Below are 20,127 nucleotides of genomic sequence, written 5' to 3' on the forward strand. Positions count from 1 at the left end.
ACTTTGAAAAACAAAGTAATACTAAAAAATTGAATAAAACAAGTTAAAAATGAAAAGCCCGTAATTAAATTACAGGCTTTTTTTTTTCGTTTAATCAATCTTAGATATCTAATCTAGGATCATTTGAATCTCCTGGATTATTAGAGTTCCCAGGGTTTCGTGGGTCTCTGGGATCCATAGGACCATCAGGATTGTTTGGATTTGCCGGGTCGTTTATATCTCTTCGAGGATTTGAAGCCGGCCCCGAATTTGCGTCCGAATCTTTTACAGATTTATCATCCTTAAATTTCTGGATAATTTCTCTAAAATGTTCACCGGCAGCATCACGACCACCGAGTCCGTAACTAAGCGCTACCGCAACTGCAATAGCTCCTAAAATCAACCCAAAGGCCAATTCTACGATCTCGTTAGCAATACCCATCGTTCTAAGGGCGATTGCAAGAAAAAGCGCTAATGAAGACCATCTTACCACACTTGCAATAAAATTATTACTTCTCGTTTTACTCATTGTATTGTAGATAAGTAGTGAAATATAATTACCTACTGCCAGGATGATCAATCCGAAAATGATCTGTCCGGTTACTTCCAGAATTTCATCTAGCGTTTCTGAAAGCTGGGTAAGTCCCAGAATATCCACGGCAGTAATAATCCCGAAGAATACCAGGAAGAAGTAAATTAAATTGGCTACGATTTTTGAAAGCGATTGATTCGCCCCAATCATATTATGAATCTGGATTTTTTGCGCAGCTCTATCCAGTCCCATACTTTTAAAGAGATCTTCCAGGAAATTGGCCAGGTACTTTCCACCCCAAATAAAGATGGCCAGGATAATACCGGCAATGATGATCTCACCTATTAATGCAGTGAAATCTGCCAGAATATCGTTAGCCGGTCCTGAAATCGCATCCAGTTCCAGAGCATTGAAAGCCTGAATAAGGAAGGGGATGAATATTAGAATAAAGACCACTTTTTTAAGGATATTGATCAATTTATCTGTGTCCTTAAAGCCCGTTTTATCTATCATGTTATCCAGGAACGTACCGCCAATGTTGATCAAATTCGATACGAATTTTGCCAGGATATAACCGATGAATCCAATAAGAATAGCTGCAACCAGATTAGGAATAAAGCCAAGGAACTCACTTACCATATTTTCCAACGGAGTTAATACCTGGTCTACTCCAAGAATCTCCAGAACAATAAGGATCACAATGATCATGATCACGTAATAAACAATATTGGCTAAAAAGACATTGGTATCTTCTATCTTTCCTTTACCAAAAACCTTTTCATCCCATCGGGTCTTTCTAAGCAATCTTACGATAACTGCTTTGATTCCCTTTGCAATTAACCATCCAATAAGTAATACTAAAAGTGCACCTAGAAGGTCCGGTAGAAAATCGCTAATACTGTTAGCGATATTCTCTAATTCATTTCTCATAATTAAATTTGATTAAGTTAGTTGTCCTTAAGGTACTGGATATGTTAATCAATAATAATTTGATTAACAATAGTTTAAATGTTTTGGACGTAAAAACTTAAAAGTTTACCGATATGAGATAAAAGATAATGTATAGCACTACGGTTGGCGTAAGAGGTATTTCTGAAAACCAATTGATTTTCAAATAAATTGGAACTCAATTTAAACCTACTTGGTAACCCACAGAGGGATTTTGAGGCTTCGGCTAAAGAGTTCATCAGTTACACTTCCTACCAGCAGCGAAGAAAAAACATTTCCGCCTTTATCTGCTACAATTACAAGATCTGCACCAGCATTTTCAGATTCAGTAGATAGCTTTGCAGCTACACTGGCTTCCCTTCCACGAATTATTTTGATCTCACAATCTGTTATTTTATTTCGATGAAGAAATTTTTCAAATTTTTCCCGCGTATGTTTCTCGATTTTAGGAAGCATTTCTTCCTTTTCAAGATAGGGGGTAAACTGGATAGGAACATTATAAATATTAATAGCTGTAATTTCAGCGCCGGTATTGTTTGCCAGGTAGGATGCCCGTTGAAGTGATTTGATAGACTCCCTGGAAAAGTCTGTTCCTGCCCAAATTTTATCAATACGTTGACTGGCATTTTTCGGGACACTTAAGATATCACATTTTAGCAACCGCATTAGTTTTTCTGAGATCACCCCGGTTCCTTTTTTCCTGGATTTATTTCCTACGATCACCAGGTCTATGCTATATTTATGAACTACATAGTTTATAAGCGATTCGGTATATGGATCTTCAGAAATAAGTACTTCAGAGTCTGTTTTAGCATCAAAATGATTGGCAACCTTTTCATCCAGTTCATCACTGATCATTTTTTCCAGATCCAGATCTTTAAGCTGTTCTTTAAACAGTTCAGATATCTCATATTTTTTAATATTATGAACAAAATATACTTTTTTGGGCTGGAGTTTATCAGCTAGAAATGAAGCGTATCTTATAAGTTCTTCATCGGTTGAAGTGAGATCAAGTGCGACCAGGATTTTTTCTATAGTTCTCATGCTTCGTCTTTTTTATCTGATGTTTTTAAATTCCTTTTATTAACTATTTCTGAAACGATCTCTTCATAGTTTTCCATCTGCTTTTTAGATTTTTTCTCATCCAGTTTGTTGAGGTCTTCTTTGAGACCTTTATGGAGTGAATAACACATAACCATTAGAATGACTGCAAAAGGTAAACCGGTTACAATGGTTGCTGTCTGCAACGCCTGCAAACCACCCCCTACTAGAAGTACTGCAGCAACAGTACCCTCGGTCACTGCCCAGAAAATTCGTTGGCCTACCGGAGCATCGATCTTCCCTCCCGAAGTAAGGCTGTCTATCACCAGCGATCCTGAATCTGAAGAAGTGATAAAAAATCCTGCAATAAGTAAAATAGCAACTATATTAATTACCATTGAAAGTGGATAATCCTGAAAAAACACAAACAGGGCAGTGGCTATATCAGCATCTACAGCTTTGCTTAAAACATCATTACCTCCCATAATTTCATCTATGGCCACACTTCCAAATGCCGACATCCAGAAGAATGTAACCAGTGAAGGAACTAGTAAAACCCCTAATATAAATTCTCGAATGGTTCTCCCTTTGGAAATTCTGGCAATGAACATTCCCACAAAAGGAGACCAGCCAATCCACCAGCCCCAGTAAAAGACCGTCCAGTCATTCTGCCAGGAAGTATTTGTAAATGTTTCACTCCAGGTAGAGAGTTCCAGAAAATTATACAGATAACTTCCTGTGTTTTCTACAAAAGATCGAAAAATGAATATGGTTGGACCTAATATAAGTGCCAGTATCAATAAAACCACAGCGATTCTCATATTCCATTCGCTAAGTACTTTTACTCCTTTATCGACTCCTAGTACTACAGATGCCGTGGCGATCATGGTGATAATTGCAATGATAATAATCTGGGTGGTTATTCCATCAGCCAGATCAAAAACATGATTCAAACCGGAAGCTATCTGTTGCACTCCAAAACCAAGGGACGTTGCCAAGCCAAAAAGGGTTGCCAGAACGGCAAATATATCTATCACATCTCCAATTTTACCATAGATGCGGTCTCCTAAAAATGGATAGAAAATAGAACGAATGGTGAGGGGTAAGCCACGAGTGTAGGTAAAATAACTTAGAGAAAGTCCTACCAGTGCGTAAACTGCCCAGGCATGAAAACCCCAGTGAAGAAAGGTGAAATTCATAGCCTCTTTTGCAGCCGCAACGGTGCCGGCTTCCGCAGTTGGTGGTGAGTTGAAGTGCATTACAGGTTCACCAACACTAAAAAAGAGCAGACCAATTCCCATGCCGGCACTAAAAAGCATGGCAAACCAGGAAAGCGTTTTAAATTCAGGTTTGGCATTTTGGCCTCCAATTCTTAGTTTTCCGAATTTCCCCAAAGCCAGGTAAATTAAAAAAATAAGGAACAGGTTAATCGCTAAAATGAAAAACCAGTCGGCATTTTCAGCCACCCCGGTTTGGAGATCGGTAAAAAAGGATTCGGCTTCTTTCTCAAAAATGAGCGTAAGCGCAATACTTATAATTATAAAAATGGACGAAGTAAAAAATACCGGTCCGTTTACTTCCAGACCAAATATGGATTTCTTTTCATCACTTCTGGTAACTTTTTCAGCCATATATCTAATTTCTGTTAATTCTTAAAAATAATATCCAATATTAATATTGAATCTTGCTTCCCACTTCGCATCAGGATTTCCTACAGAGAAATCATCCACAAAATTTCCTCCAAGCCAGGAGTGATTGTATCCAGCGGCATAATCTATGTAGGTGTAAACATGTCCTGCACTCACCAGCACTCCCGTTACATTCATAAAGGAATCTTCAAAACTTTCAATTTTCTTATCCATAAACCCAAAATCATTATAAAATTGAAGGTTGCTTATGGGGCCGAGTTTCACAGGAATATTTTTGGAAAAGGCCAGGGTATAAATATTGAAATCTGAAGCGACTTCATAAGGCACTCCATAGGCTCCCATTTGCAAAACCTCATTAGATTCTTCCGGTAAATTTTTAGGGTCATTATTAATTCTCATCGCCTGGGCCTTTACATTCCAGTTCTTAAAATCGAATTCGTAATGAATGGCTAGCCCGTCATGTGAACCTGTTTCTTTGGTATCCAGATTATATAAACCGCCATACTGAGCAGAGATACCTAAACGATTTTTAATGGAATCACCAAACTTATAGATCAATTTCCCGTTTATTTGATTTACTTCTTTATTTCTACCCACCACATCATAAGAATATCTATCGGGGGAAGCTTCAGTATCACCACCAAAACGCAATTCTTCGGCATTTTTGTAGAAAGCGAGGTCATATTCAAAAGTGTCGTCCACATGAAGGTATTTTACGCCCATGTCATGATCGTCTTCCAACCCAAAATAATAAGTGAGGTTAAAGAACCAGTTGTGTGAATTATATTGTTGAATTCCAAAAGGCACCTGGCTTAAACCTACCTGAATTTCTTCCTGTTCGTTAAAGCGATAACCTACCCAGCCCTGCTTCAGGAATCCTCCGCCGAAAGCCTGAGAATAAAGCCGGTATTCAGCATCCAGATAAATATCTTTCCATGAAGCATTAAAATTAATCCGGAACATATCATAGCCAAAGTCTCCACCTCTTTCTTTTTGTCCATCTTTCCAGGAAGAAAGATTGTAGTTGAATCTAAGTGCACCACCAACCGAAATCTCAGGTTTTTCCTGGGAGTAAACTGAAGGAGTTCCAGACGGTAATACTCCTATAATTAAAATGGAGGTGAATAGGAATTTCTGTAGGGTAGATATTCTCTTCATGTATTGAATGGTTGATAGAACTTCAAATTAATGGAAAATAGAATGGAATCCTATTTAAGGTTCTTTTAATTTAAGATCTGATGACAAAAAAAGCTCCCGTAAAAGGAGCTTTCCAGGAATAGGTTTTAATATTCTTATAAAGAATTTACAGTCTTTCTAATAGCTACAAGATTACTTAATAGCTTTTCCAGGTATGCAAGATCTAACATATTTGCACCATCACTTTTAGCATTTGCAGGATCAAAATGAGTTTCAATAAACAAGCCGTCTACTTTATTTACCACTCCGGCGCGTGCTATGGTTTCAATCATATCGGGTCTTCCTCCTGTAACTCCGCTACTCTGATTTGGTTGCTGAAGAGAATGCGTCACATCCAGTACTGTTGGAGCAAATTCACGCATAGTGGGAATGCCTCTAAAATCCACAATCATATCCTGATAACCGAACATAGTACCGCGATCTGTCACCATCACCTGTTCATTATTACAATCGGTCACTTTGGTAACTGCGTGCTTCATAGCCTCCGGACTCATAAACTGACCTTTTTTAAGATTGACCACTTTTCCGGTTTCAGCGGCAGCGACAACAAGATCAGTTTGCCTGACTAAAAATGCGGGAATCTGTAAAACGTCTACATATTCTGCTGCTAATCTGGCGTCACTAACTTCATGGATATCTGTAACTGTAGGAATATTGAAAGTTTCAGAAACTTTTCTTAGAATTTTCAATGCTTTTTCATCACCAATCCCGGTAAAACTATCAATTCTGCTACGATTTGCTTTTTTAAAAGAACCTTTGAAAACGTAAGGGATTTCCAGCTTATCGGTAATGGAAACCACTTTTTCAGCAATTCTCAAAGCCATATCCTCGCCTTCTATGGCACAAGGCCCGGAAAGGAGAAAGAAGTTATTGGCTTCAGTATGTTTTATATTCGGAATTTTACTTAGCTCCATTTTATTCAATTTATCGCAAAGGTAATTGTTTTAAATCCTCAGTGCAATTGCATGGTTCTGATATTGCTTTTACCAAAAAGTATTTTTAAGTAAATTAGAAGAATGTTTAACGCTAATAATCCAGTCGTATGAAAATTTATGCGTTTTTAGTTCCCCAATTTCAGCAGGAAATAGCTTTGACCGAAAAGTTTTTAAAAAGAATCCCTGAAGATAAGATGGATTGGAAGCCCCATGATAAATCCATGAGCATTCAGGAACTGGCAAATCATTTAGCTGAAATTCCTGAATGGGTTGCCGGTACTATGGATTTTGAAGCTTGGGATCTGAAGGATTATCAGGCTCCGGCGAAAACTTCAGTCAACGAAATTCTGGAAGATCTAAGGAATAACGCATCCATGGCCGAGAAAGCACTTCAAAAGCCAGATGAAGTATATCGTGAAACCTGGAAAATGACCGAAGGTGAAACTGTTCTGATGGAAATGCCTAGATTCAATGTTCTGCAATCTATCGTGATGAACCAATTTCCGCATCACCGGGCGCAACTGGGAGTTTATTTTAGATTACTGGATATTTCGGTACCAGCTACCTATGGGCCATCTGCAGATGAGCAATAATTTTACTTATTTTTGCCTGAATTTAGCTCAGCATGTATAATTATTTAGTCAATTTTCTATTGCTTTTAGGCTTCGGAATTTTTTTCTATTCCAGAATAGGAATGGACTGGAAACTCTATATTCTTATTGCAGCTGCATTAGGACATCTTACAGTTTTCTTCATTAAACTGAAAAAATCCCAAAAACATACTGATTAGCAGCGAATTAAATATTTTATAAACCACGATGGTTTAGCGAAAAATAGCTGTACATTTGCAGCCTTAAAAATAAGGCTACATGACAGCTATTAGAAATATCGCGATTATCGCACACGTTGACCACGGTAAAACTACCCTGGTTGATAAAATTATGCATCACTGTGAATTGTTCCGTGATAACCAGTCTACGGGTGAGCTTATTCTGGACAATAATGATCTTGAGAGGGAGCGTGGAATTACCATTACCTCTAAGAACGTTTCGGTTACTTACAAAGACACAAAAATTAATATTATCGATACTCCTGGTCACGCCGATTTTGGTGGTGAAGTAGAGCGGGTATTAAATATGGCCGATGGTGTATTACTGTTGGTAGATGCTTTTGAAGGCCCGATGCCTCAAACTCGTTTCGTATTGCAGAAAGCGATAGATCTTGGATTGAAGCCATGTGTGGTGGTAAATAAAGTTGATAAAGAAAACTGTACTCCAGATGAGGTTCATGAAAAGGTATTTGACCTTATGTTTGAACTGGGTGCAGAAGAATGGCAGCTGGATTTCCCAACCGTTTATGGTTCGGCGAAGAACAACTGGATGAGCGACGACTGGAGAAATGAAACTGATACTATTGAGCCTCTGCTTGATATGGTAATGGAACATATTCCTGCACCAAAGGTAGATCTTGAGGGAACTCCACAAATGTTGATTACTTCTCTGGATTTCTCTTCATTTACCGGGCGTATTGCGATTGGTAGATTGCAGAGAGGAACTTTAAAAGAAAATCAGCAGGTTTCTTTGGTGAAGCGTGATGGAAGTATCAAGAAAACAAGAATTAAAGAACTACATACTTTCGAAGGTTTAGGCCGTAGAAAGATAGAGGAAGTACAGGCTGGAGATATTTGTGCGATCGTAGGTCTGGAAGGTTTTGAAATTGGTGATACGGTTGCCGATTTTGAAAATCCTGAAGGACTTAAAACAATTCGTATTGATGAGCCTACGATGAGTATGCTTTTCACAATTAACGATTCACCTTTCTTCGGAAAAGATGGAAAATTCGTTACTTCAAGACATATCAAGGAACGTTTGATGAAAGAGCTTGAGAAGAACCTTGCTCTTCGTGTTAATGAGACTGATAGTGCTGATAAATTTCTAGTGTATGGTCGTGGAGTACTTCACTTATCTGTTCTTATCGAAACTATGAGACGTGAAGGTTACGAACTTCAAATTGGACAGCCACAGGTAATTATCAAGGAAATTGACGGAGTTAAATGTGAGCCTGTTGAAGAATTAACGATAGATCTTCCGGAAGATGTTTCTGGTAAAGCCGTGGAAATGGTTACCATGAGAAAAGGGGAGATGCTTTCTATGGAAGCTAAGGGAGATAGAATGAATATTCAGTTCCTTGTTCCGTCTCGTGGAATTATTGGTTTAAGAAATCAATTGCTTACAGCTACTGCAGGTGAAGCGATCATGGCGCACCGTTATAAAGAATATCAGCCTGTAAAAGGTGGAATTCCGGAACGTCAGAATGGTTCTTTGGTTTCTATGGAAAAAGGAAAAGCGATTCCTTATTCTATTGATAAACTACAGGATAGAGGTAAGTTCTTTGTAGATCCGGGAGAAGATATTTATGAAGGTCAGGTAATTGGTGAAAACTCTCGTCAGGATGATATGGCGGTGAATATCACTAAGACCAAAAAGCTTTCTAACGTACGTTCTTCAGGAGCAGATGATAAAGCGAAGATCGTTCCTGCAATTAAGTTTTCTTTGGAAGAAGCTTTAGAATATATTCAGAAAGATGAATATGTTGAGGTAACTCCAAATCACTTGAGGTTGAGAAAAGTGCTGCTTACTGAAAACGAAAGAAAAAGATCTAAAGCGATCTAAAATCTCATCTCATCCTGAGCGTAGACGAAGGATAAATGAGAGATGAAAATATAAAGAGCCTGCCGTTAGGTGGGCTTTTTCATGCATAAACATCGCCTTAAAAGATTATAAAAATAAGGTGTAGGAGAAACAGAAATGATTTTTCTGAATCATATTTCTCCAATAAATTGTATCAAATCCAAATGGATAAATCTATACTGAAAGGCTCTATTCTGGTGGGCTTAGGCGCATGTAGCTACGGAATGCTTACCACCTTTGTGAAAATGGCATATGCTGATGGGTATACCTCCCACGAAGTTACTTTCTCACAAATGGCTTTGGGAGTCATAGGACTTTTGCTGATCAATTTATTTGTTAGGAGGAAGCAAACTGATGTAGCTGAAGTATCCAGAACCAGGAGTAAGTTAAAATTGATGGCTGCAGGAACAACCTTGGGGCTTACCAGTACTTTTTACTATCTGGCAGTTAAATACATCCCTGTTTCCATAGGTATTGTCATGCTGATGCAAAGCGTCTGGATGGGAGTAGTGCTGGAAGCTTTGATACAGCGCAAGAAGCCCGAAGCGAAAAAGAATATCGCCGTTATTGCTATTCTGCTAGGTACATTGATGGCGACCAATGTTCTTAACGATTCATTTGTGATAGACTGGAGAGGAATTGGTTGGGGATTTTTGGCAGCAATGTCTTATACCGGAACCATTTATTGTTCAAATACCGTTTCACTGGAGATGCATTCCCTAAAACGCAGCCTCTGGATGATGATAGGGGGATTTCTTATTGTGAGTGCTATTTCTTTGCCTTATTTGGTTGTAGAGTACCGAATGGAAATCCTGCTGAACTGGGGGCTGGTCTTAGCTCTTTTTGGCACCATTCTACCACCATTACTTTACACCGCGGGAATGCCTAAAATAGATGTGGGACTCGGTGCGATCATATCATCTATAGAACTGCCTGCAGCTGTATTGATGGCCTATTTTTTATTGAACGAAAAAGTTGATCTGGCGCAATGGCTGGGGATAGTTTTGATCCTGCTGGCGGTAGTCCAAATGAATTTAAGGAAAAGGAAGTCTTCTAGAGTTCAATAATTTATACCACTATATTGTTAAGTTTAGGCCGAGCCAACTAAGAATTCAAATTTTTTAAATAATATTAAACCTTAAATATTATTGTCTAATTAGCTACTTAGAGTATTTGAAGTGGGCTGCCAGGGCTGCTCCCAGGATACCTGAATCATTTCTAAGTTCTGCTGGAATTACAGGTGTTTCTGTATCTAGGTATTCTTCAAATTCATGCCAGTCATTGGAAATTCCACCTCCAATCAACATTGCATCTGGATTGAGAATCTTTTCAACGTATTTCAGAAAAGTATTAAATCTGCTTCCCCATTCTTTATAACTTAAATTCTGTTCTGTCTTTATGGACGAAGCAGCCCATTGTTCAATTTTCTCAAAATCCTTATAAGGGATCTGTCCCAATTCAAAATTAGGAATGAGTTCGCCTCTCAAATAAGCACCACTCCCGAGTCCGGTTCCAATCGTGATCATTAAAATAAAACCATCCAGGTCTTTTCCTGCACCGTATTTAACTTCAGCAAGACCTGCAGCATCCGCGTCATTGATCACGGTAAAACTTAGCCCGGTGGCATTTTCGAACAGCTCATCTACATTTACATCAATCCATTTCTTACTAAGATTGCCTTCGTGCTTACAGATACCTTTCTTTACAATGGTGGGAAATCCGCAGCCTACAACGCCTTTATAATTAAAATGCTGTACCATTTCATTTACGGCACTGGCCATTTCTTCAGGTTCCCGATTTTCTGGAGTAATAATTTTATGAACGGCAGTTTTTAATTTCCCGCTATTCATATCTACTATCGCTCCTTTTAGACTGGAACCGCCTATGTCTATTCCTAAAATGTCCATTTTGTTATCTGAAGAGCTTACAAGTTATTAAAAATGCAATTCTTCCGTGTGAGTTTTTCAGAATGTTTACAATATCTTTTAGAAGTTTTTGCTCTTTCCGAAGATTCTAGAATGTAAGAGGCTTGTAAAATTTTGGTCTTATTTTAAGAATTCCAATCTTTATTTTTAGGGTACCAGATAGAAACGACCATTGAAATTAAAATCAGAATATTTGCAGTGATGCGTAGAAAAAAGCCTGTATCAAAATTAGTTGGATAAGCATTCCATAAATTTCCGATAATAAGTAGTACAGATAAGAAAAGTATAAAATAGGCTGCTTTCTTACTTCTCATTTTACACCGATTTCTGTACCACTTCAAAAACACGCTGCCCGTCACATTTCAAAGTTTTGGAAGGATACTTGAGAAGCAATGCATAATCATGAGTAGCCATCAGGATAGTATTCCCGTTTCGGCTGATTTCCTGGAGCACTTCCATTACTTCTACAGAGGTTTGTGGATCCAGGTTTCCGGTAGGTTCATCTGCCAGGATCAATTCTGGATCGTTTAACAAAGCTCTGGCAATAGCTACACGTTGCTGTTCTCCTCCTGAAAGTTGATAAGGATATTTAAAGCCTTTTGTTTTCATTCCCACCTTGTCCAGAACTTCATCAATCTTGCTGTCCATTCCTTTCTGATCTTTCCAGCCTGTTGCTTTTAAAACAAAAAGAAGATTGTCTTTTATATTTCTGTCTGTAAGTAATTTGAAATCCTGAAAAACCACTCCTAGTTTACGGCGCAAATACGGAATGTCTTTTTCCTTTAAAGTTCTGAGATTGAAATCTACAATATGGCCCTCACCTTCAGTAAGTGGCAGGTCACCATACAGGGTTTTCATAAAACTACTTTTTCCGGTCCCGGTTTTTCCAATGAGGTAGACAAAATCACCTTTATTCACCTTGACGTCGACTTCAGATAAAATAAGGCTCTCACGTTGGTAAATTGCCGCATTGTTTAGTTCCAGAACAGTTTCAGACATGAAATTAATAGTTTGATTAAATGTTTTTCTTTACAGCTTTCAAATATAACCGGGAAAACACTTCCTTATTATAATTCGGCTTGTGAAAATATAATTTTTAAATGTCCGGTATAGAGCTTCAAATATACATTTTTCAAAAGTTGCTGAAATACTTTTTTTGCCATTAACATAATTATAGAACTTTATCGGCGTTATAGAAGCAAGCTTTAAATTATCTTTGATCACCAATTTAAAAAACATTAAATGACATTTAAGAAAGCTATTCTGCTGGTCGTTTTTATATCAACCTCAATTTCTGCCATTTGTCAGCAAACTGCTGCTTATACCCACGATCTGGTTGATTTTAATCGTGCGTTGGAATTGTATAATAATGAGCAATATCTCGCTGCCCAAAATCTTTTTGATGACGTTAAAGACAAGACCGATGATGAAAAGATCAAAGGTGATGCTGCTTACTATATCGCAAATGCGGCTGTTAGACTAAACCAGCCGGGTGCCGACAAGTTGATGGAGAATTTCGTCACGAGATACCCTACCAGTACCAAAACCAATTCTGCATATTTAGACGTTGCCGATTATTATTTTCAAACTGGAAAGTATTCACTTTCCAGAAGATGGTATGATCGTGTAGATGAAAATTCCATGAGCCGTAAGGATCGTGAGCGTTTTTATTTTAACAACGGTTATGCGTATTTCAGATCCAATCAGTTTGAAGAGGCACAAACATATTTCAACAGAGTTCGTGATTCAAAGGAATATGGCTCTCAGGCCAAATATTATCTAGGATATATCGCTTATGAAGGGGATGATTATGAAGAAGCGAATGAATATTTTGAAGAAGTAAAAGGGAATGACCGGTATACCGAAGATCTTTCATATTTCCAGGCCGATATGAATTTCAAATTAGGAAATTTTGAAAAAGCCATTGAACAGGGATTGGAACAATTACCAAAATCTAACCGACAGGAAATTCCGCAGCTAAACAAGATAATAGGCGAGAGTTATTTCAATCTTGAACAATATGAAGAAGCAATTCCATATTTAAAGGGATATAATGGAATGCGTGGTAAATGGAATAATACCGATTATTACCAGTTAGGATATGCCTATTACAAGCAGGGTAATTATGAGGCTGCCATTAGTGAATTCAACAAAATTATTGACGGGAAAAATGCAATTGCTCAAAATGCGTATTATCACCTGGCACAGTCTTACCTGGAATCAGATCAAAAACAACAGGCTTTGAATGCGTTCAAGAATGCCAGTGAAATGGAATTTGATGCTAAGATCCAGCAGGATGCGCTTTTAAATTATGCCAAGCTTAGTTATGAAATTGGTAATTCTTATGAGAGTCCGTCACAGGTTTTACTCAATTATCTAAATAAGTATCCTGATTCTGAAAAGCGTCAGGAAATGGAGACGCTTTTGATCGATTCTTTCATTACTTCCAAGAATTATGAGGAAGCCATGAGGTTGCTCGAGAACAATAGGAATTTTAGCGATAAACAGGCATATCAAAAAGTTGCCTATTTCTATGGACTGGAGCTTTTTGAAGAAGGAGATTACTACGAAGCGATCAAAAATTTTGACAAGGCCCTAAAAGAACCGCGAGATCAGAATATCACTGCCAGGGCAACTTTCTGGAAAGCTGAAAGTGAATATAACGTGAACAGAATGGATGATGCAATTCTTGGTTACCGGGAATTTAAAGGAATGAGTGCTGCCAGAAATACAGATGAATATGAAGATCTGGATTACAACATTGGCTATGCATATTTCAAAAAGAATGATTATTCACAGGCGGTGAATTATTTTAAATCTTATGCGTCCAGTACTAATGCGGAAGGAGCGAAAAAGAATGATGCTTTATTAAGACTTGGAGATACGTATTATGTAACCAGCCAGTACTGGCCGGCCATGGAAGCTTATCAAAATGCGATCGATAACGGCGTAAGCAATGCAGATTATGCGGCTTTTCAGAAAGCGATCAGCTACGGATTTGTAAACAGGAACGATACAAAAATTGAGGAATTAAACAGTTTTACAGGCAAATATCCTCGTTCCCCTTATCGTGATGATGCAATGTACGAACTTGGAAATACGTATGTTTCTACAAATAATACAGGGCAGGCAATTCAGTCTTACAATAAACTGATTAGAGATGTGCCGGAAAGCGCATTGGTCCCAAAAGCGATGCTGAGACAGGGATTAATTTATTACAATAGCAACGATGGAAATAAGGCGCTGGAAAGATTAAGAAAAGTGGTTGCCGATTATCCTAATACTCCTGAAGCAAAACAGGCAGTTTCCACAGCTCGAAACGTATATGTGGATCTTGGTAGAACAGATGAATATGCCAATTGGGTACGGAATATAGACTTTGTGGAAGTGAGTGATTCAGATCTTGATAATGCCACTTTTGAAGCTGCTGAAAATCAGTATCTGAACAACAATACAGAAAAGGCGATTGCTAATTTTGAAAAATATATTCAGAATTTCCCGAACGGAATACATTCCATAAATGCCAATTTCTATCTGGCACAATTGTATTACAGAGATGGAAAAATTGAAAAATCCATCCCGAATTATCGTTATGTAACCTCCAAACCTAAGAATGAGTTTTCTGAACAGGCGCTTACAAGATTATCTCAGATCTATCTTGAAAAGAAGAATTATACTGAGGCTCTTCCATTATTAGAGAAGTTGGAAAAGCAGGCAGATAATGAGCAGAATGTTGTATTTGCTCAGCAAAACCTGATGAAATCTTACTACGAGACTGGGAATTTTAATAAGGCAAATGAGTATGCCGATAAAGTATTGAATAATTCTACTGCTGAAACTGAAGCGAGAAACGATGCCCGTATTATGGTAGCCAGAGCAGCAATTAAATCTGGGAACGATACTAAAGCCCGTTCAGCTTATAAAGAAGTTCAGAAAACAGCAACCGGGGAACTGGGAGCAGAAGCACTTTATTATGATGCTTACTTCAAACATAAAGATGGAAATCATGAAGCTTCTAACGCTGCGGTTCAAATCCTGGCAAAAGACTTTGCCGGATATAAACTATGGGGAGCAAAGGGATTAGTGCTGATGGCGAAAAACTTCTATGCGCTTGGAGACGCCTACCAGGCCACTTATATCCTGGAAAACGTAACCAAGAATTTCCAGAAATATCCTGAAGTTGTTCAGGAAGCGAGGGCCGAATTGTCCAGAATCAAAGCCCAGGAAGCTAAGACAAATGCTTCTGTAGAAACAAATAACTAAACTTAATCTAATAGATTCACTGCTATATGCGATTTAAAGCAATTAAGAAAAGTCTGTTTTTTAGTCTTTTTATATTTAGTGGGATCCTTTATGCCCAGGATCCTATTGGAAGCGAAACAGTAACCGTTGTAAAGCCCTATACTCCATCGGTAAGAGATGCGAGCAAGATAAAAGCGACTCCAACCAGAAATGATTCTGTAAGCCTTCAAAAAAAACCTGTTCAGTATTCCATATTTTCGGTTCCAGTAGCATCAACATTTACTCCTGCAAAGGGAAGGGCTACGACTGTGGAACGTGAAAGACCCCCAAAGGTTTATGACAATTATGCTACTTTAGGCTTTGGTAATTATTCTAATGTGCTGGCTGAATTCTATTCCAGTCTGGAAATAGATCGTAGCAGTAACTTCGGAATTTTTCTTACCCATAATTCTTCGCAAGGAGGTATTGAAGATGTTTATCTTGATGATAAATTTTATGATACGGAATTAAACCTGAATTACAATACCAGAAATCGTGACCTGTCCTGGATGGCAGAAGTTGGTGCCGAACACCAATTATTCAACTGGTATGGTTTACCAGAATATAATATTCCAGCAAACCCGGAGTCTGATCCTGAATTAAACAGTCTTGATCCTGCACAGAATTACTATTCAGTTTATGTAGGTAGTGAGATAGAATTGTATGATTCTTTTTTTGATAGTGCAAACGCACGTTTTCGTCATTCAGGAGATTCTTATAGCACCGCTGAAAATCATTTCACTGCGGAAGGACTTTTTGAGGTAGAAATTGCTGAAGAACTTATTTCTACTAAGGTTGGAGCCGATATTGTAAATGGAAAGTTCGATAGAATGTATGATTCTAATGAAGGCTATGATTATACCTTTATGAACTTCAATTTTACTCCAAGCCTTTTAATTTTAAGGGATGAACTTAGTGTGAACCTGGGGGTGAATTTTGTTTATGGAATAGATGTAGAGAATAGCGATGGCAGTTTTTATATCTATCCGGCGGTATCTGCTAGTTACAGGCTTGCGGGGGATTATTTCACTGCTTATGCAGGTGTTGATGGTGATCTTCAGCAGAATTCTTATTACAATTTCTATCAGCAAAACCCATATGTTTCACCAACCTTAAATATCAGGCCTACAGATAATGAGTATAAAGGATATCTTGGAGGTAAAGGGAAACTGAGCAATGCTGTCTCATATAATGTTCGTGCGAGCTATCAATCCCAGTATAATAAAGCGCTTTTCAAAAGAAATTATGATGCTTCAACCCTTGAGGGTGAAAGCTATACCTACGGAAATAGTTTTGAAGTGGTATATGATGATGTAAACACGCTTTCCTTTTATTCTGAACTTAATGTTGATGTAAATAGAAATTTCCGTCTAGGGATCAATGCAGAATTTTTTGATTATAGTACAGATGTACAGGCTGAAGCCTGGAATTTACCAACCATGAGAGCTGGTTTGAATTCTGATTATCAGATCACTGAAAAATGGTATACGGGAGCAAACTTATTTTATGTAGGAGAGCGTAAAGATGAAAATAGATCTATCAGTCTTGTTTTTGATGATCCAATCGTAACACTGGATAGTTATTTTGATGCAAATGCCCATTTAGGTTATCGTTTTAACGACCAGCTTTCAGCTTTTGTTAAAGGAAGTAACCTGTTAAACAATAATTACCAGAAATGGCTGGATTATGATGTTCAGGGAATTCAGGTTCTGGGTGGTGTTACCTATAAATTTGATTATTAAGAAATAAGCTAGTCTTCTATAGCTTCCAGTAAATTACCCGGATTATAAATTTTGTTGTTCTTAATTACAAATTTTATAGTTCGGGTATTTTTTATGTTTTCCAGCGGATTATTTCCCAGAATAATAAGGTCTGCTACCTTCCCTTTTTCGATGCTTCCGAAGTATTTTTCAATTTCAAAGAATTCAGGTCCGTTAATAACTGAAGTTTCTAAAGCTTCTGCAGGAGTTAACCCGGCATTTACCAGTTCTTCCAATTCTGAGTGTAAGGATGCTCCTGGATAAACAAATGAATTAAAAGCTCCGGAGTCAGATCCCGCCAGAATATTCACTCCGTTCTCGTGCATAGGTTTGATCATGGAAACGCTTAATTCTTCCATTTTTACACGCATCTTACTCCCAGACGATTTTGCTCTTCTTGCTCCCTCAATCCTTCCCTGATAGGTTTGCTCAATTGCGTTACTTATATAATTTAGCAGGCTATCTTTAGAATGATCGGTTTCCAGAATATTTGCAAGCGTTTTACCAATATGAAGGGTAGGAGTAATACTCACATTTTCTGAACTCATTTTAGAAAATACCTTCTGTGCCAATTTGGGATCATAAGTATCGATTAGTGTTTCCATCATCCCGTAACCCATATCAGTTTCAGCTAAACTATCAGCTAAAGGAGAACTGGCCTTTACCGTATAGTACATATGTTCAACTCCATCCAGGCCAAAACCAATTGCCTGCATAAAATCAGCTTTTAAAGGCATGTGTCCTGTAGTTTTTAATCCCCTCTTTTCAGCTTCTTGAATTATTCCGTAGAATTTTTCAGGACTCAGGCTACCGTCGTACATTTTAACAAAATCTACATCCATTTGCTCTAAGGAGTCCAGCGCTTTTTTAATATCAGTCTGCTCCTCAATTTGAATGGAACCTGCCCAGGCAGGCTTTGCTCCATCCAGTTTTGGTCCAGAAGTGAATATTCTCGGACCGTTAATCGACTCGTTAGCAATCTGTTTTCTCCATTTTAGAACAGCCTGGGAAATATCTCCCCCGGCATCGCGAACCGTAGTGACACCATAGGCAAGAAAAAGCTGCAGCAGTTGTTTATTTTCTTCTATAAGACTATCACCACCTCTAAAATGTACATGCATATCCCAGAGCCCTGGAATTACATACTGGTTTTTAGTATTAACTATCTCATTGCTGGTAAACTCATCTATTTCCTCCATATCTCCAACAAATCGAATCGTATCCTCATTGATCGCGATGAATTTATTTTCAAGAACCGAATCATTTTCAATGTCCACAATATTGGCGTGAGTGATAAGCAGGTCAAAGTTCTTTTTTTCTTGCTTATTGCAACTGAAAATAACAATGGAAATAAGAATTAGAATTGAGGCGCGTCTCATGCTTGGCAGTTTAAATTAGATGTTTGAAAATATCAAAATTTCCTTAAATGTATTCAAAAGTAATTGATTCCAGATTAAAGGGATTCCGGTTGAATCTGGCAAGTTTTTAATTTCTTTAATTATTTTTAGGCAAAATTTAAAATACGATGAAAAAATTACTCGGCCTTTTGCTGTTTAGCATGCTTTTTATTAGTTGTGGCTCTCAAAATGAGCAAGCCGATCTATTAGTTTTTAATGCAAATGTTTATACCGTTGATGATCAATTCGGGAAAGCAGAAGCGTTTGCTATAAAGGATGGGAAATTCCTGGAAGTAGGATCTTCCCAGGCTTTGCAGGATAAATATGAATTTTCTGAAAAAATTGATGCAGAAGGCAAAGCGGTTTATCCCGGGTTGATCGATGCCCATGCTCATTTTTATGGACTGGGCATGCAGCAACAAAGAGTAGATCTTACCGGTACCAAAAGTTTCGAAGAGGTAGTGGTAAGAATTGTGGAATTTCAGCAGAAGAACGGTGTAGACTTTATAACAGGGAGAGGCTGGGATCAAAACGATTGGGAAGTAAAGGAATTTCCGGCAAAAGATACTTTAGATAGATTATTCCCAGACACTCCCGTTGCTGTAACGAGAATTGATGGGCATGCCATGCTTGTGAATCAAGCCGCCCTGGATAAGGCAAATATCACCACAGAAACTAAGTTTGAAGGTGGGGATATCGAACAGAAAGCTGGAAAACTTACCGGGATTTTAGTAGATAACCCGATGATGCTTATTGAAAAGATCACCGATGATATTGACTTAGAAACTCAGGCAAAATCATTACTTGATGCTCAGGATATATGTTTTAGTTATGGTTTAACTACGGTAGATGATGCCGGGATAGATAAGCAGGTAATTGAATTAATAGATAGTCTTCATAATTCCGGAGAACTGAAGATAAGATTATACGCTATGTTAAGTAATAACAAGAGAAATCTTGATCATTTTCTGGATAAAGGTACTTTTAAGACTGATAGATTAAATGTAAGATCGGTTAAATTTTATGGTGATGGCGCCTTAGGTTCCAGGGGAGCTGCGATGAAAAAAGAATATTCAGACAGGCCAGATCATTTTGGAGCTTTACTTTCTCCGGTTTCAGAGTTTAAGGAAACAGCTGCTCGTATTGCCAAATCTGAGTTTCAAATGAATACACATGCCATTGGAGATTCTGCTAATTATGTGGTCTTAAAAACCTATGATTCCCTTTTAGGAGATGGAGATGATCGCCGTTGGAGAGTGGAGCATTCGCAGGTGATAGAGGAAGCAGATTTTAAATATTTTAGTAAAAACATAATTCCATCCATTCAGCCAACTCATGCAACCAGTGATATGTACTGGGCAGAAGACAGAATTGGAGAGGATAGAATACAGGGAGCTTATGCTTATAAAAAATTACTGGATCAGGCTGGAATTGTTGCTTTAGGAACAGATTTTCCGGTGGAGCAGGTGAATCCGTTTTTAACTTTTTATGCTTCTGTAGATCGTCAGGATACCAAAAATTATCCTGAAGGTGGTTTTATGAAAGACCAGGCATTAAGCAGGGAAGAAACTTTAAAGGGAATGACCATCTGGGCCGCCTATTCAAATTTCGAAGAAGAAGAAAAAGGAAGCATCGAAGCCGGTAAATTTGCCGATTTTGTAATTCTGGACAGGGATATTATGGAAGTGGAAATTGATAGCGTACCAGAAACAAAAGTGATTTCAACTTTTGTAAACGGCGAGCAGGTCTATAAAAATTAAACTGGGTATCTTTGCAACTTATAAAAAAAACAA

General features: G+C 38.0%; 16 protein-coding genes. 7 read left to right on the forward strand and 9 right to left on the reverse strand.

The window, feature by feature from the left end; genetic code table 11:
• Positions 1–100: 100 nt before the first annotated feature.
• The 5 genes from BLT95_RS13850 to kdsA form a co-directional block, all read right to left on the reverse strand.
• Positions 101–1,441 carry a mechanosensitive ion channel gene (locus tag BLT95_RS13850; protein WP_089666728.1) on the reverse strand — a complete coding sequence of 447 codons (1,341 nt, stop codon included), beginning with the start codon at positions 1,439–1,441 and terminating at the stop codon, positions 101–103.
• Between the two features lie 207 nt (positions 1,442–1,648).
• On the reverse strand, positions 1,649–2,503 hold the full coding sequence (locus BLT95_RS13855; RefSeq protein WP_089666729.1) for a universal stress protein: 855 nt from the start codon (positions 2,501–2,503) through the stop codon (positions 1,649–1,651).
• The gene (locus BLT95_RS13860) at positions 2,500–4,131 is read right to left on the reverse strand and encodes a BCCT family transporter (RefSeq protein ID WP_089666730.1); all 1,632 of its coding nucleotides are present in this window, start codon (positions 4,129–4,131) and stop codon (positions 2,500–2,502) included. Before BLT95_RS13860 ends, BLT95_RS13855 begins: the two co-directional genes overlap by 4 nt.
• 21 nt (positions 4,132–4,152) lie before the next feature.
• Positions 4,153–5,307, reverse strand: coding sequence for a hypothetical protein (locus BLT95_RS13865; RefSeq protein WP_089666731.1), 1,155 nt, complete (start codon positions 5,305–5,307; stop codon positions 4,153–4,155).
• 134 nt (positions 5,308–5,441) lie between these two features.
• Positions 5,442–6,260 carry a 3-deoxy-8-phosphooctulonate synthase gene (kdsA, locus tag BLT95_RS13870; RefSeq protein ID WP_089666732.1) on the reverse strand — a complete coding sequence of 273 codons (819 nt, stop codon included), beginning with the start codon at positions 6,258–6,260 and terminating at the stop codon, positions 5,442–5,444.
• A gap of 128 nt (positions 6,261–6,388) precedes the next feature.
• Here kdsA and BLT95_RS13875 point away from each other — a divergent pair, with 128 nt between their 5' ends.
• The 4 genes from BLT95_RS13875 (at position 6,389) to BLT95_RS13885 (ending at position 10,038) form a co-directional block, all read left to right on the forward strand.
• Positions 6,389–6,874 carry a DinB family protein gene (locus BLT95_RS13875; RefSeq protein WP_089666733.1) on the forward strand — a complete coding sequence of 162 codons (486 nt, stop codon included), beginning with the start codon at positions 6,389–6,391 and terminating at the stop codon, positions 6,872–6,874.
• Between the two features lie 32 nt (positions 6,875–6,906).
• The gene (locus BLT95_RS14370) at positions 6,907–7,071 is read left to right on the forward strand and encodes a hypothetical protein (RefSeq protein ID WP_157718071.1); all 165 of its coding nucleotides are present in this window, start codon (positions 6,907–6,909) and stop codon (positions 7,069–7,071) included.
• 79 nt (positions 7,072–7,150) lie between these two features.
• A complete protein-coding gene (gene typA, locus BLT95_RS13880) occupies positions 7,151–8,953 on the forward strand; it encodes a translational GTPase TypA (protein ID WP_089666734.1) in 1,803 nt (600 codons plus the stop codon).
• A 182-nt stretch (positions 8,954–9,135) separates the two neighbouring features.
• The gene (locus BLT95_RS13885; protein ID WP_089666735.1) at positions 9,136–10,038 is read left to right on the forward strand and encodes a DMT family transporter; all 903 of its coding nucleotides are present in this window, start codon (positions 9,136–9,138) and stop codon (positions 10,036–10,038) included.
• Positions 10,039–10,131: 93 nt separating this feature from the next.
• Here the strand turns inward: BLT95_RS13885 and ppgK are convergent, their stop codons facing one another.
• From ppgK to BLT95_RS13900, 3 genes are all read right to left on the reverse strand, one after another.
• Positions 10,132–10,878: a polyphosphate--glucose phosphotransferase gene (gene ppgK / locus BLT95_RS13890; RefSeq protein WP_089666736.1), complete on the reverse strand. Its 747-nt coding sequence runs from the start codon at positions 10,876–10,878 to the stop codon at positions 10,132–10,134.
• A 143-nt stretch (positions 10,879–11,021) separates the two neighbouring features.
• Positions 11,022–11,210, reverse strand: coding sequence for a hypothetical protein (locus tag BLT95_RS13895; RefSeq protein WP_089666737.1), 189 nt, complete (start codon positions 11,208–11,210; stop codon positions 11,022–11,024).
• Position 11,211: 1 nt separating this feature from the next.
• On the reverse strand, positions 11,212–11,895 hold the full coding sequence (locus tag BLT95_RS13900; RefSeq protein ID WP_089666738.1) for an ATP-binding cassette domain-containing protein: 684 nt from the start codon (positions 11,893–11,895) through the stop codon (positions 11,212–11,214).
• 243 nt (positions 11,896–12,138) lie between these two features.
• Between BLT95_RS13900 and BLT95_RS13905 the strand changes: the two genes are divergently transcribed.
• Both BLT95_RS13905 and BLT95_RS13910 read left to right on the forward strand, forming a co-directional pair.
• Positions 12,139–15,159 carry a tetratricopeptide repeat protein gene (locus BLT95_RS13905; RefSeq protein ID WP_089666739.1) on the forward strand — a complete coding sequence of 1,007 codons (3,021 nt, stop codon included), beginning with the start codon at positions 12,139–12,141 and terminating at the stop codon, positions 15,157–15,159.
• A gap of 26 nt (positions 15,160–15,185) precedes the next feature.
• Complete coding sequence (locus BLT95_RS13910; protein ID WP_089666740.1) at positions 15,186–16,919, forward strand: TonB-dependent receptor; 1,734 nt, start codon at positions 15,186–15,188, stop codon at positions 16,917–16,919.
• Between the two features lie 8 nt (positions 16,920–16,927).
• On the opposite strand, the gene BLT95_RS13915 is transcribed toward BLT95_RS13910, so the two are convergent.
• Positions 16,928–18,316 carry an amidohydrolase family protein gene (locus tag BLT95_RS13915; RefSeq protein ID WP_089666741.1) on the reverse strand — a complete coding sequence of 463 codons (1,389 nt, stop codon included), beginning with the start codon at positions 18,314–18,316 and terminating at the stop codon, positions 16,928–16,930.
• 146 nt (positions 18,317–18,462) lie between these two features.
• Between BLT95_RS13915 and BLT95_RS13920 the strand changes: the two genes are divergently transcribed.
• Complete coding sequence (locus tag BLT95_RS13920; protein ID WP_089666742.1) at positions 18,463–20,094, forward strand: amidohydrolase; 1,632 nt, start codon at positions 18,463–18,465, stop codon at positions 20,092–20,094.
• The last annotated feature ends 33 nt before the right edge of the window (positions 20,095–20,127 follow it).

Source organism: Gramella sp. MAR_2010_147 (assembly GCF_900105135.1).
Classification (GTDB): Bacteria; Bacteroidota; Bacteroidia; order Flavobacteriales; family Flavobacteriaceae; genus Christiangramia.